At 39.4% G+C, this 14,739-nt stretch carries 10 protein-coding genes; 6 read left to right on the forward strand and 4 right to left on the reverse strand.

The window, feature by feature from the left end; all coding sequences use genetic code 11:
* Positions 1 to 232 (reverse strand): helix-turn-helix domain-containing protein (locus tag G322_RS0111995; RefSeq protein ID WP_022942015.1); only part of this gene is annotated, 232 nt, incomplete at its 3' end.
* Positions 233 to 351: 119 nt separating this feature from the next.
* Between G322_RS0111995 and G322_RS0112000 the strand changes: the two genes are divergently transcribed.
* Positions 352 to 2,220, forward strand: coding sequence for a DUF294 nucleotidyltransferase-like domain-containing protein (locus G322_RS0112000; protein WP_022942016.1), 1,869 nt, complete (start codon positions 352 to 354; stop codon positions 2,218 to 2,220).
* 3 nt (positions 2,221 to 2,223) lie between these two features.
* Complete coding sequence (locus G322_RS0112005; RefSeq protein ID WP_028866594.1) at positions 2,224 to 2,940, forward strand: 3'-5' exonuclease; 717 nt, start codon at positions 2,224 to 2,226, stop codon at positions 2,938 to 2,940.
* A 94-nt stretch (positions 2,941 to 3,034) separates the two neighbouring features.
* Here G322_RS0112005 and G322_RS0112010 read toward each other — a convergent pair whose 3' ends face one another.
* The 3 genes from G322_RS0112010 to mnmL form a co-directional block, all read right to left on the reverse strand.
* Positions 3,035 to 4,609 (reverse strand): BCCT family transporter, encoded by a 1,575-nt coding sequence (locus tag G322_RS0112010; RefSeq protein ID WP_022942018.1) that lies wholly within the window; start codon positions 4,607 to 4,609, stop codon positions 3,035 to 3,037.
* 163 nt (positions 4,610 to 4,772) lie between these two features.
* A complete protein-coding gene (locus G322_RS0112015; RefSeq protein ID WP_022942019.1) occupies positions 4,773 to 5,936 on the reverse strand; it encodes an amino acid permease in 1,164 nt (387 codons plus the stop codon).
* Between the two features lie 593 nt (positions 5,937 to 6,529).
* Entirely contained in the window at positions 6,530 to 7,438 is a 909-nt protein-coding gene (gene mnmL / locus G322_RS0112020; protein ID WP_022942020.1) for a tRNA modification radical SAM protein MnmL/YtqA, read from the reverse strand.
* Positions 7,439 to 7,581: 143 nt separating this feature from the next.
* Here mnmL and G322_RS0112025 point away from each other — a divergent pair, with 143 nt between their 5' ends.
* From G322_RS0112025 to G322_RS0112040, 4 genes are all read left to right on the forward strand, one after another.
* Positions 7,582 to 8,184 carry a thymidine kinase gene (locus G322_RS0112025; protein WP_022942021.1) on the forward strand — a complete coding sequence of 201 codons (603 nt, stop codon included), beginning with the start codon at positions 7,582 to 7,584 and terminating at the stop codon, positions 8,182 to 8,184.
* Entirely contained in the window at positions 8,177 to 9,157 is a 981-nt protein-coding gene (acuI, locus tag G322_RS0112030) for an acrylyl-CoA reductase (NADPH) (RefSeq protein ID WP_022942022.1), read from the forward strand. The genes G322_RS0112025 and acuI overlap by 8 nt, the downstream gene beginning before the upstream one ends.
* Positions 9,158 to 9,472: 315 nt before the next feature.
* On the forward strand, positions 9,473 to 10,954 hold the full coding sequence (gene mqo, locus G322_RS0112035) for a malate dehydrogenase (quinone) (RefSeq protein WP_022942023.1): 1,482 nt from the start codon (positions 9,473 to 9,475) through the stop codon (positions 10,952 to 10,954).
* A gap of 981 nt (positions 10,955 to 11,935) precedes the next feature.
* Positions 11,936 to 14,002, forward strand: a complete 2,067-nt coding sequence (locus G322_RS0112040; protein WP_028866595.1) for a bifunctional 2',3'-cyclic-nucleotide 2'-phosphodiesterase/3'-nucleotidase — start codon at positions 11,936 to 11,938, stop codon at positions 14,000 to 14,002.
* Positions 14,003 to 14,739: the final 737 nt, after the last annotated feature.

A 14,739-nucleotide genomic window follows, 5' to 3' on the forward strand; every position in this document is an offset into this window, starting at 1 on the left:
AGCCCTCAGAACCACCATTATCCGATGTTATTTTTTGACTGGTGACATAATCATTTAAATGTCGAGTAATACTTGTTTTGTGTTTTCGTAGCGCCTGAGATATTAACTCCTCAGACCAACCTTCAGCAGATAATAAAATCGCTTTTATTCTATCGCACTCGCGCTTATCCCTGCTCATTTTATGGCGAGATTCTAAAATCTTTTTTTGCTGATAGGATAATGATATTTGCATATAGACAGTTTGATCTTTTAAATTTAAATTTCAACTTAATTTTCCTAAATGAGAAGTCTTTTCAAAGATCATGGGTATATAATAGCAATACTAAAAGACCACAAAAAAACAGGTAAATAATGGAAGTAGAACTATTAGAGATTCAAGACTTTCTTCGTCAATATCCCCCTTTTGATCTGCTACCTGAAAAGGCATTAGCTGAGGTAACACAAACCATTGAGATCTCTTACTTCCGTGCAGAAAGTACTATTATTGACTCCAATGACAAAATTCATGAGCTATATATGGTACGCAGTGGCGTTGTAGAGGTTTATCGCCGTAATGGGGATCTTTATAATCGTCTTGATCAAGGCGCTTTATTTGGTCAAATGGGATTACTCACCAATAATAAAGTACGTTTCCCTACAAAAGCCCTCAAAGATACGCTGTTATATTGCATTCCAGAGAGTACTTTTCACCATTTTTGTGAACATTACGAAAGCTTTGCTGACTTTGTTGAAGTAGAAGATAGCACTCGTTTAAAACAGGCAGTTGAAAGTAGACAGGATGATCTCACTACTTCCAAGGTAAAAACACTATTGAGTAGACAGGCTCTCATCGTTTCTAGTGATAGCTCCATTCAATTTGTGGCAAGGAAAATGGTCACAGAAAATGTCTCTGCAGCCTTAATTAATGACCCAACAGCAACAGAGAGCCAAACGAATAGTTTTGTTGGTATTATTACCGAAAAAGATCTGTGCGCCAAAGTTGTTGCAACTGGCTTAAGTGTAGATACTCCTGTTTCAGAGGTAATGTCTACGGAGCTTATTTCACTGGATCACAACGCCTACATTTTTGAAGCAATGTTACTGATGCTTCGTTATAACGTGCATCACCTGCCCATCCTCAAAAATAAACAACCCATCGGTTTAATTGAAGTCACTGATATTGTCCGTTATGAATCACAAAATAGTTTGCTCTTTGTAAGTAGTATCTTTCAGCAACAAACACCCGAAGATTTAGCACTACTTTCCGAGCAACTTAAAGACTGTTTTGTACGTATGGTCAACGAAGATGCCAACTCACACATGGTCGGTCGAGCAATGTCAGAAATAGGTCGGAGCTTTAAACAGCGGTTACTCGAATTAGCAGAGCAGAAATTAGGGAAAGCACCTATTCCTTACTGTTTTTTAGCGCTAGGATCAATGGCGCGAGATGAGCAACTTATCGTCACCGACCAAGATAACGCCATCATTCTTGATAATAGTTATGATGAAAAAAGTCATGGTGACTACTTTGAAAAATTAGCTAAATTTGTTTGTGATGGGCTAGCGACCTGTGGATACAGCTACTGTACTGGAGATATCATGGCAACCAATCCAGAACATCGTAAAACACAGGTGCAGTGGGAAAGTTGCTTTGCAGATTGGATAGATAACCCCCATCCACAAGCACTACTAAACTGCTCGATTTTCTTTGACTTAAGCGGTGTGTATGGTCGTGTAAAATGGGCAGAGCAACTAAACGCATTTATTCTGCGTCGCGCCAAAAAGAATAATCGCTTCTTAGCTTGTTTAGCACGTAACGCACTTAACCGTAAACCACCGCTTGGTTTCTTTAAAGACTTTGTGATGGAAAAAGATGGTCGTCATAATAACTCAATTAACTTAAAACGCCGTGGCACTGCTCCATTAGCCGATCTTATCCGTGTACACGCACTTGCCATAGGATCACAATCACAAAACTCTTTTCAACGTTTAGAAGATATTATTGAAGCGGGTATTTTACCAAAATCCAAAGGACAAGATTTACATCATGCGATGGAACTTATCTCCTTGGTGCGTCTGCGCCATCAAGCACTAGATGTTGAATCTGGCATTGAAGCAGACAATAATATCGAGCCTGAAAATATGTCAGACTTTGAAAGACGTAACCTCAAAGATGCTTTTTTAGTACTCAGCAATGCACAAAACTTTTTAAAATATCGTTACAGTGCGAATCAGCTATAAATGATGCATAATTTCACGAATAAAGAAATTTTAAACTGGCGTGCTTTTTTGCAACTAAAAGCACAGCTTAGCAAAGACAAACGATTACAGAATTTTTATAATCAAGGGACTTATAGTGAGGACACTCTTCTTTGCGACATTGACTTTGTTGCACTAGATTTTGAAACGACCGGTCTGGATGCCGCTAAAAATAGTATTATTAGTATTGGCTTAGTCCATTTTAATCTCCAGAGAATTTTTTGCAGGAAAACTAAATCATGGTATATCGACCCACAAGATAACCTCAAAGAAGATTCTATCGTCATTCATCGAATCACCCATTCTGACCTCAACAAAGCCCCTGATCTACTGCATATTTTGGAGCAATTATTAGATGAACTCGCAGGTAAAGTGATTGTTGTGCATTACCGCCGTATTGAGCGTGACTTTTTGGATAGTAATTTACGCGCTTTGATCAATGAAGGTATTATTTTCCCAATGATTGATACCATGCAAATTGAAGCGAATATACAAAAAAAACAATCGCGAAAATTTATTAATTGGTTAAAAAGAAAACCTCGTGAATCGATTCGTCTTTCAAGTAGTCGCTTACGCTATAACTTACCTACCTACCCTCCCCACGATGCGCTGACAGATGCGATTGCCACTGCAGAGTTATTTCAAGCACAGGTTAAATACCATTTCAAGTCTGACACCGAGATAAAAAAACTTTGGTTATAGTAAAAAATGTATAAAAAAAGCCACTCGCGGTTTGCTGAGTGGCTTTTTACTGAATAGCGAATAATTAGGTCACTAATAGCTCCGTTGTTAATCTCTATTTACGTGGTTCTGTTCGCATACCCATCAATAGGCTAACGCACATAACGAGCAAGATAATAGTAAACGGCAGTGCTGTTGAAATAGCAGCTGCTTGTAATGCTTCAATCGCTTCTGTACCACCAACCCAAAGTAGACCCGCAGCAATTAAGCCACCAATAACTACCCAGAATATACGTTGTGGAATAGGTGCATCCACTTTACCACCCGCAGTAATACTGTCGATTACCAATGAACCAGAGTCCGAAGAAGTAATAAAGAAAACAATAACTAGCGCAATAGCCAGCATCGATAATAGACTCGCAAAGGGCAGTGCATCAAACATTTGGAACATTGCTAAAGGTACATCTGTTAAGCCTTCAGCACCTAATGTACCAATGTTATTAATGACTTGATCAATCGCAACGCCACCAAAAACAGACATCCACAATATGCTCACCAATGTTGGTATAACAATAACTGCCGCAATAAATTGACGCACTGTACGACCACGTGAAATACGTGCAATGAACATACCTACAAATGGCGACCATGAAATAAACCATGCCCAATAAAATATAGTCCAACCATGCATCCAAGCTTCATCTTCACGGCCTATTGGATTACTTAATGGAATAATATTTTCAATATAACCCATAATCGTCACGGGAATAGTACCCATTGAAACGGCAAAGGTAACCAATACAACAAAAACAACTAATGAAAAGGCCATTAGCATATTGATGTTACTTATTATTTTAACGCCACCTTCAATACCACGAACAACTGAAATAATGGCTAATAGGGTTACGAAAGCAATAATGGCAAGCTGTAACGGGAATCCAGCATCCAAACCAAATACATGATGAAAGCCACTAGCTGCTTGTTGTGCGCCTAACCCAAGTGATGTTGCGAGGCCAAAAAGTGTCGCGATTACAGCAAGAATATCAACAATGTGTCCTGGCCATCCCCATGTTTTATCACCTAAAATAGGGTAAAAAATAGAGCGGATAGATAAAGGTAATCCTTTGTTATACGAGAAAAATGCTAATGATAAAGCCACAACACCGTATATTGCCCATGGGTGTAACCCCCAGTGGAACATAGTAGCACCTAAAGCAACTTTTACAGCTTCTGGTGTATTCGCAGTGACATTAAGTGGGGTTTCAAACCAACCCGTGTAATAAGCAACAGGCTCTGCAACGCCCCAGAACATAAGACCAATACCCATACCCGCTGAAAATAACATTGAAATCCAAGAAAAGCTTGAATAATCTGGTTTTGCATCGTCTCCACCTAAGCGTATTTTTCCGTAAGGAGAAACAGCGATCCCAATACAGAAAAGAACAAAAAAGTTAACCGACCACATGAAGAAGCTATCAAATGCACCAATAATGCTCCATTTCATACCATCTAAAAATGATTTCGATGCTTCTGGCCCTACAACCATGATAGCGATTAAGAAAAAAGCAATTAGAGCTGCACTAATCCCAAAAACTGGGTTATGTACATCAAATCCCCACTTTGTAACGTTATCCTGTCCCAATGTATAATCAGTATTATCAATACTGTATTTATCTTTACTTAAACTCATTCATCCTCATTTAGAGTAATCTACTCCGTTAGTATGTCTATTTTTAAGATAACGATGCAGATGTTGCCCTATTATTTTAAAATATTTTTATTATGCTTTGTAATAATAGTACGAATTTCAACACTGCAACCCTATCTTACGATTTTTACTCTCTGTAATATTTTCAAATAAGTTGCGAGACCAATAAAAAACCACCAAAAGCGAAACACGCTACTAACGCTGAATTACCGCCTGCGACTTGATAAAAGGCACCCTCTTTCTGCTCAAAATCAGCAGATCGCACTTTTATGACCATTGCCATCGGGATAAATATGGCTAAGAAAACCAGAATAATACCCGCATAACCTAACACCCCGATAAACTGCTCTTTTGCTAAAATAGCACCGAGTAACGGCAGCATAAAAGTGATGATAAAAGTATTCAGTTTATTACTACTAAACAAGTCTCTATTTTGATCAAACAGCGACATCGCCACACCTAAAAATGAGGTGACCAGTGCTAACCCAGTGAAAATCGATAAAATAAGAGCAAGATTTTCGTAGTGTTGGCTTAATGCAGCAATCAATTCAGAAACATTAGCAAAACCGACTAATTGCTCAACAGATAAATTCCCCACCACCGCAACTAACCATAACAGGTAACAAAACAGCGGCAGAGTTGATCCGAACACCACCATATTACGTAACTGTTTATGACTTGCTTCACTGTTATATTTAACCACAGTGGGTACTACCACCATGAAACCAAAACTAGTAAACAACACCGCACTATTCTGAATAAGCTCAACTTTATTACTATTATTACTCTGTTGAAAATTAGCGAGTTCAATATTTGGTAAGAGGTAAAAAAGAGTCATCAACAAGGCGAGTAACATCGCAAAAAATAACAAACGGTTAAGCTTATCAACACTTGCCGTTCCCTGCGCGACAAAAGCACCAATAATCAAGGTAAACAAAATTTGGCACTGTAATAAACTCAATTGCCAACCTAAATCGATGAGTAGCTGTTGTAATAGATCACCTGCGCTGACGATATAAGCGATCATCAAACAGATCACCAAACAATATAACAGTGCATTGGTGACAAACTGTCCGTGTTTACCTAAGGTTTTTTGGGCAATACTATTCATGCCAATGCCACCACCACTACGAAGCGTTGCTTCTAACAATAGTAATGCAGCATACGTCGTCCCAAACCAGATACCCACCATTAATAGTGAGCCCCAAAGCAAACCAAACTGCGCTAATACCATCGGAATAGCTAGCATGCCGGCGCCCAGCGCTGTTCCAGCAATTAATAACATGCCACCAAAAAGCTTAAAATTCACAAATTCTGCCTTAATTATAAATATTACTGAGGCATCAATGCCAGCAAGCAATCATTAAAAACTGTTATGAGTAACAGCAACAACTGAGTCCGTTCAGATTGGATAGATACCCGTTACCAATCAAAATGCTTTATTCAGTCGCTAGCTCGGATACCAAGGCAAGGCGCAACATGATGACAATGGCTAGCCCTTATCGAGTGTTGTAACGCTGAATTGGTTTTCGAGCTAGCGACCCGTAGGGCAAGTGGTGAACCTTGCACCTTGAATGGTAACGGGTACATATCGACATGATACTTCAAGATACAAAGTCAGCAAGACAAATTATGCTAAGTGTACGAACCATGAAATGAAATCTTTTGAGCGAAAGCAACGTTAACCCCTTTATGTACAATTATTTTATATAAAAATTTTATGACAACTTAGATTGGGTCAATTATTTCCCCCTACACGATAAGAGTTCAAAAAATATGAATAGTATATAAAGCCCTCCCCCTCCAACTAAACCACGTCAATAAAGGGCAATGGAAAAACATAAAAATGCCAGTAACAATTAATAAAAACATAGCCGATACCATTACGCATAAGAGAACCTATTACTTTAAAAAACTCCCCTGCCCACCAAATTCAGCCATTATCTGACACATTCTATTTTGTACCGGCCAACGTTGTTCACACCATAAAGGCGCTAATAACTCCGTGCGTTTTGCCGTAGCGGAGATACGATGATAAACAACATCAGGTGGGGTTTGTTGAATCAACTTCACCGCAGACTGACTGTACTGCTCAAGCGTTAATGTATCTAAGCGTTGTGCATGCCACGATTTTTCCATCAAGGAGCCACGTACCACATGTAATGGGTGTAACTTTAGGCCATCAACTCCGACATCAACCACCTGTTTTAAGGTTTGTTGATAATCGGCATCAGACTCTTTAGGCAACCCTAAAATCAAATGAGTACACACTTTAATACCCCGTGCCCGCGCTTTACGCGTTACATTTTCATACTCTGCAAACCCATGACCACGATTGATACGTTTTAGGGTGTTATCATTTGCACTTTGCAATCCAAGTTCAAGCCACACCTCAAATCCACGCATCAAATAACTGCTTAGCAAGTTCAATACATCATCAGAAACACAATCGGGACGCGTGCCCACACAAATGCCTACTATATTAGTTTCACTCACGGCTTGCTCATAAAGTGATGAAAGTAATGATATTTCCGCATAAGTGCTGGTATAAGCTTGAAAATAAGCAAGGTATTTACTGGCACGATGGGCGACCTCATTTGCACGTAAACGTAACTGTTGCTTAATGGTTAATAAAGATTGTGACTCATCACTAAAAGCCGCCACATTACAAAATGTGCAGCCTCCTTTGCCTAACGTACCATCACGATTCGGACAACTAAAATCTCCATGTAAAGTGAGTTTATGCACCCGTTCACCATAACGTAACTTTAAATCTTTTCCGATGGTATTTACAAAATCAGTCAGTTGCATAACACTCTTCCTCGCACTCATTAAAGCCACGTATTGTGCACGAGAAAAAGAGATCAATGATGATGTTAGATCAAACATTACGCTGCAAAGTCTGTATTATCCTCGTTAATAATTAACGAGGCTTCCACTTAAAGGCGCAAACTTTGGCACAACTCTATTTTTACTATTCCTCCATGAATGCAGGAAAATCCACCTCTCTTTTACAAAGTTCGTACAATTATCGAGAACGTGGCATGAGTACTTTTGTATTAACCGCTGCCATTGATGATCGCGCAGGTATTGGCAAAGTAGCTTCACGCATCGGCATTGAGTGTGATGCTTACGCATTCACTGCACAGGACAACCTTAAAGAGATTATTGAAAAAGAACATCATCAACAACAGCAACACTGCATTTTAATAGACGAAGCACAATTTTTAAGCAAAGAGCAGGTAAAGCAACTCACCTACGTGGTTGATTGTTTATCCATTCCTGTACTTTGTTATGGGATTAAAACAGACTTCCAAGGCGAGTTATTTCCAGGTAGTCACTACTTACTCGCCTGGGCAGATAAACTGGTTGAGCTTAAAACCATCTGCCACTGCGGACGCAAAGCGAATATGATTTTACGCCTCGATAGCAAAGGAGAGCCTGTGCGAGAAGGCGCTCAAGTTGAAATTGGTGGTAATGATAGTTATGAGTCAGTGTGTCGAAAACATTTCCGCGCACTTATTTGGGATAAAATAGAGGATGAACACCATGTTTAATGCATTAATACTTGAACAGCACGATAAAAAAACCATCGCAGAGATTCGCCAAATCGATGAATCAAGGTTACCGAATGAAGAGATATTAGTGGCGGTTGATTATTCATCGATCAACTACAAAGATGGTTTAGCCATCACGGGTAAAGGCCGTGTTATTAAAGCTTTTCCAGCCATACCCGGTATCGATTTAGCAGGCACTGTTTTACAATCTAACGATCAGCGTTACCCTGTTGGCTCAAAAATCATCTCAACAGGTTGGGGAGTCGGTGAAAGCTATTGGGGTGGACTCGCTGAAAAAGTGGCTTTAAAAGCAGACTGGTTAGTCCCTTTAACCGATGGACTGAGCACAAAAAATGCAATGAAAATAGGCACGGCAGGTTTAACCGCCATGTTATGCGTACAAGCATTAATCGATGCAGATATCAAACCTGATGATGGGGAAATACTGGTCACAGGCGCAAGCGGTGGCGTCGGCTCAACAGCAATCACGCTGCTTGCACAACTCGGATATAAAGCCGTTGCCGTGACGGGACGCGCGAAAGAAAATAGCGAACTGTTAACCACACTCGGCGCGACACGTATTATTGAACGGGGCGAATTTGAAGAGCCAGCCCGTGCACTAGAACAGCAACATTGGGCAGGTGCAATTGATACCGTAGGCAGTAAAGTGCTTGCCAAAGTACTCAGCCAAATGAATTACAATGGTGCAGTGGCTGCCTGTGGATTAGCTGGTGGCTTTGATCTACCAACAACCGTCATGCCCTTTATTTTACGTGGCGTAAAATTATTGGGTATCGACTCCGTTTACTGTGAATACGATAAACGCGTACAAGCTTGGCAACGTTTAACAACACTACTGCCTGAAAAGTTTTATCAACAAGCCTGCACCGAAATAAGCCTTAATGAGACAATCCATTACGCAGAAAAGATCATCAATGGTCAAGTAACAGGCAGAACAGTGGTCAAGCTATAATCAACTCAGAAAGCACAGCCCCGTTATATAAAAACGGGGAAAGCTGGCTAACAGCATTTATCTACATCGCTGACAACAGCGACAACATCAGGTAACAATGACTTAATTTTCACATTACTGCTTGATAGCCCTATTAATAGTAATGACAATACAAATCAAATAAATATAACAAAAACAAAAACTGTTGCTTTATTACTGGTTTCCCCCCGCAATTTTGCTAGTATCCTCCATTTTTGATCAATCAAATGACGGTTAGTAACCTATTTTTAGAATAAAACGCTTTAAATAAGTCATTTCTGTAAAGGTGAAGTTTTAATGGAAGTAAAAACTGCAGATGTATTACTCGTTGGTGGTGGCGTAATGAGCGCGACACTAGGCATGATGCTTAACCAACTTGATCCATCATTAAAAATTATTATGGTGGAGCGTTTAGATCATGTTGCGCACGAAAGCACACATGGGTGGAATAACGCAGGTACAGGTCACGCAGGTTACTGTGAACTTAACTATACCCCAGAAAATGAAGATGGTAGCGTCGGCATTCACCGCGCACAAGCGATCAACGCCTCTTTTGAAGTGACATTACAGTTTTGGTCTTATTTGGTTGAAAACAGCCTACTGCCAGAGCCCAATAAATTTATTAACACCATCCCTCATCAGAGCCTCGTTTGGGGAGATAAAGATGTTAATTTCCTACGCGAGCGTTATAAACAGCTTAGTGCGCATCACCTGTTTAAAGATATGCAATATAGCGAAGATCCCAACGTCATCAGTGAATGGATGCCTCTTGCAATGGCAAATCGCGATCCCAATCAGCCCGTGGCAGCAACGCGCGTTAATTACGGCTCCGATGTTGATTTTGGCGCATTAACACGCAACATGGTGAAAAGCTTACAAAAATCACCTAACTTTGAACTGATACTAAACTACAACGTACACCGTATCAGGCAACAACGTAGTGGTAACTGGTCGGTGCGTCTTAAAGAGCGCACAGGTAAACATTCCGCCATTATAGGCGCAAAATTTGTGTTCCTTGGTGCAGGCGGTGGTGCATTACCTTTATTACAAAAATCCAAGATTCCAGAACGTAAAGGTTACGGCGGTTTCCCCGTAGGCGGTCAATGGCTAGTGTGTACGAAACCAGAAATAGTTAAACAACACGACTCAAAAACCTATGGTAAAGCCCCTATCGGCGCGCCACCTATGTCAGTGCCTCATTTAGATACACGTATCATCGATGGCAAACCCGCATTACTGTTTGGCCCTTTTGCAGGCTTCACCATGAAGTTCCTTAAAAAAGGATCTAAGCTTGATTTAGTAAGCTCCGTCAGAAAATCAAACTTAAAACCGATGTTCTCTGTCGGTTCAAAAAATATGGATTTGACCCACTACTTAATCAAAGAATCATTACAATCACACAAAGAACGTGTCAATGCGCTACGCAACTTCTATCCAGAGGCAAAAGCGGAAGATTGGACATTAGCAAAAGCGGGTCAGCGCGTAATGATCATCAAAAAAGATGAAAATGGCAAAGGTAAACTCGAATTTGGTACAGAGATGGTGACGGCAGAAGATGGTTCACTCGCCGTACTGTTAGGCGCATCACCCGGTGCATCAACCTCCGTACAGGCAATGATTGATGTGATTGAACGTTGCTTTAAAGACAAACTCAATGAATCTGGCTGGAAAGAGAAAATGTGTAAAATGATCCCCTCCTACGGTCAATCATTAATTAATGATGCAACTTTGTTAGAGAGCGTTAAAACCAAGACATTAGCAACATTAAAACTCTCGTAACACATCATTTTATAAATAAACAAGCGTCACTTGGCGCTTGTTTTAATCGTTATAAAAGTAGCAATTACCGTTACTGCTTTGTAACGCCACCACATCAACCTCAATCGTTTCACCCAGCGATAATCTTTAACTAACGTCAGGATATAGCACCGTATCACATAGGCGTAAGCTCGTTTTTCGCTTATCAAATTCAACACATACTTGCGCTTTTAAACGAATAGATTCTAACGAGATAATATTTCCAGTTAACACTGTTTTTCTCCCATGCAATAATCCAAGTAGAGGCAAACAATTATTCGACTTTTTCGCCAATTAAAAAGCCATTATCTAAGCAAATAAAATTCACTTACAGATCACTTTCTTTAATCAGAGAGACGTCATCTTGTCTCGTTTGGGCTAATTTTCAACTCCCATGCTCAACACTTAGATTAAAGCTTACTTTATTTGTTTCATTCGGCGCATGCAAATACCTTAACAAGTGCCAACTATAAATTAAAACATTTCGCAACAAAATAATCTTTCACAAAAAATGAAAATACAATTAAAATTAATACTTACATTAAATACCAAAAATCGAAAACACCAGTTTTTGTAAACGCACAGTGGTGTACTTATAACAGCATCCATTATTGTAATTCAAGTCACACTTTCAATCGTACTCATTACATAAACTGTTTCACATTCACTAAGAACCAGAATATAAGCTGATTTTGACTCTGTGTATTAATTATATCACTTTAAAGTTTTTACAAAATTAACGTCAAAGTAAAGCATTTAAACCCAAACATTGTATTGTCAAAAATGAACAATTTTGCATCTAACTATTCACTATTTAGAATAGTTAATTCCATCGTAGGCATAATACAAATGTAACGTAAATGAGCAACGATATTTACGCATCAAGTAAAGATACAACTGTTCAATACCCTAAAACAGCTCATCAGAGAGTGAGTCTGTAATATAAAATAAAAAAGGAATAATATTGTGAATAAAACAGTTCTAACACTATTAATTTCATCCGCAATCGGACTTTCAGGTTGTAGTTCTACCAATGACAGAGACTCATTTTCTGCACAACTACGTATCATTGAAACGTCAGATCTTCATGCCAACATTATGGATTACGATTATTACCAAAGTAGAGAAGACATTACGATTGGCCTTGCGCGTACTTCAAACCTTATAACTGAAGCGCGTGCAGAAGTGACTAATACGTTGCTTGTTGATAATGGCGACTTGCTTCAAGGCAGCCCAATGGGTGATTATGTCGCCAGCGAATTCAAGGCTGGCAGAGAGTTTGATACCCATCCAGCTCATAAAGCGATGAATCTTCTCGATTATCAAGTAGGAAATATTGGTAACCACGAATTCAACTACGGTTTATATTTTCTTGAGAAGGCTATCGCCTCAGCTAATTTTCCATATATCAACGCCAACGTATACTGTAAAGCAGATTGCTGGCAGGGGAAAACAGAAGGTGAGAATCTATTCACACCATACCTGATCAAAGAAACCAAAATCATTGATAACGCAGGCAAAGAACGCACTATTAAAATTGGTTATATAGGTTTTGTGCCTCCTCAAGTTTTACAGTGGGATAAACAAAATCTTGATGGAAAAGTACAAGTCGCAGGTATTGTAGAAAGTGCACGAAAATTTATTCCCATAATGAAAGCGGAAGGGGCTGATATCATTATCGCCATACCTCACTCTGGTATTGGCTCGAGTGAAAATCCAAATGATGTAAATGCTGAAAATGCAACTCACGCTTTGACTACCATTGATGGCATCGACGCAATAATGTTTGGTCACAGTCACTCAGTATTCCCAAGCAACACTTTTGCAACTGACCAATATGCTGATCACAATATTGATATTGAAAAAGGTCTAATCAATGGTATTCCGTCCGTAATGCCGGGGCGATGGGGTGATAATTTAGGTATCATTGACTTTACTCTTGAATACAGCGATGGCAAATGGACGATAACAAGTGCGACAGCAAAAGCTCGTCAAATATACGAAATTAATAAAGATAAGAAAAAAATTCCGCTTGTTGAAGCAGATCAAACCATTCGCGATGCTGTTGAAATGGAACATAATGCAACGCTTGATTTCGTTAATGCCCCTATTGGTAAAGCAACAAGTGATATGTACAGTTTTCTAACATTAGTACAAGATGATCCAACGGTTCAAATTGTGTCAAATGCACAGATACAATATGTGACAGAGCAAATTGCACAATCAGACAATCAATCATTAAAGGGACTTCCTGTCTTATCAGCAGCGGCACCATTTAAAGCGGGTGGTCGTTACAGTTCTGCATCTGATGCTGATTCTTACGTTCAGGTTTCAGCCGGTGATCTTACTTATAAGAATGCAGCAGATTTATATCTATACCCGAACACAGTGGTTGCAGTTAAAATAACAGGGGCTGAACTAAAAGATTGGCTAGAATGTAGTGCAAATATGTTTAACACCATTGATAAAAACAGCACTGAACCTCAAGGTTTGATCAACTGGTTAGAGCACCGCACCTATAATTTTGATGTTATGGACGGCGTTACATACAAAATTGATGTTACTCAAAAAAGTAAGTTTGATGCAAATTGTGCTGTGATTAATGCATCTTCAGAACGCATTGTTGACTTAACTTATAGCATTAATGGTACTAGCATCACAGGTGATGATTTGATGAAACAAGAGTTTATCGTAGCGACAAATAATTATCGTGCATTCGGTGGGAAATTTGCAGGTACCGGTGCGAAATATGTTGTTATGGAACAACCAGATACTAACCGTGATGTGCTAGCAGCTTATATAACCTCTGAAACAGAGAAAAATGGTGCAGTTAATCCATCAGCAGATAATAACTGGGGATTCCTTGATATCGACACCTCTACAACACTAGATGTTCGTTTTGAAACTCAAGACAGCCCAACAGCAGATGATTTTATTGCAACATACGCACAGCGTTCATTAACTAAACTAGACGTAGAAGATAAATTTGGTTTTGCCGTGTACAAAATTGATATGACAGCAGCAAAATAATATCCTGCCATAGACAAAGCTCCCTTGGGGTTTTTAATAAAGAGAATCTTCTAGTAAATAGGCGTTTTTTTAAAAACAGGATTAAAATACCTTCAATATGAAGGTATTTTTTTATCCAACATTTCGCACCCAGAAAGGGTAAGTAAATTTAAGTATTTTATTAGTTAATTAAATAATTCGACAAATTATTATCACCCTATTGGTGTAACGCTAAATCTCTGATGCGACAAACCTAGCGTATCATTGGGCTGTAATTACGGCTAAAAGTGATTTACACCATTTGGTAAATACGTGCGATATCGTCTCCACATCGCATTACTATTTTTATTTTTTCTTCTGTTAACCCTAAAATACAACTTCTTCTACCTACATTAACGCTATAAATCCATTAGGCTAGACCAATTCATTCGTAAGTACGGGGTACACGCGACGAATCGGCCAAGTTAATTGTCGCCTAAATGAACCGAACTGGGTGATCCACAGGAACGCCATCTATCGTTGCATCAATTATCAAGGCGTTTTCTAAGTGGCCTGTAAATGTAAAGTCTACAAGCAAGAGACATGATGCTGAACTAGGTGATTATCTACCTCTGAATCAAAGGTATTTCAGTTGTCTACGAGCGATTTTTGCGCGGCAAAGTCCACCAGCGAGAGGCATGGATGCCGAACTGGGTGAGCCGCAGGGACGCTGGCTATCGTTGCACCAATTATCGAGGTATTTTCTAAGCTGCCTGTAC

The organism is Psychromonas hadalis ATCC BAA-638, from assembly GCF_000420245.1.
GTDB classification, from domain to species: domain Bacteria; phylum Pseudomonadota; class Gammaproteobacteria; order Enterobacterales; family Psychromonadaceae; genus Psychromonas; species Psychromonas hadalis.

Excerpts from the sequence above, each read along its gene's own strand:
- G322_RS0112000 (WP_022942016.1), top strand. The coding sequence starts at position 352 with ATGGAAGTAGAACTATTAGAGATTCAAGACTTTCTTCGTCAATATCCC.
- G322_RS0112005 (WP_028866594.1), top strand. The coding sequence starts at position 2,224 with ATGCATAATTTCACGAATAAAGAAATTTTAAACTGGCGTGCTTTTTTG.
- G322_RS0112010 (WP_022942018.1), bottom strand. The coding sequence starts at position 4,609 with ATGAGTTTAAGTAAAGATAAATACAGTATTGATAATACTGATTATACA.
- mnmL (WP_022942020.1), bottom strand. The coding sequence starts at position 7,438 with ATGCAACTGACTGATTTTGTAAATACCATCGGAAAAGATTTAAAGTTA.
- acuI (WP_022942022.1), top strand. The coding sequence starts at position 8,177 with ATGTTTAATGCATTAATACTTGAACAGCACGATAAAAAAACCATCGCA.
- mqo (WP_022942023.1), top strand. The coding sequence starts at position 9,473 with ATGGAAGTAAAAACTGCAGATGTATTACTCGTTGGTGGTGGCGTAATG.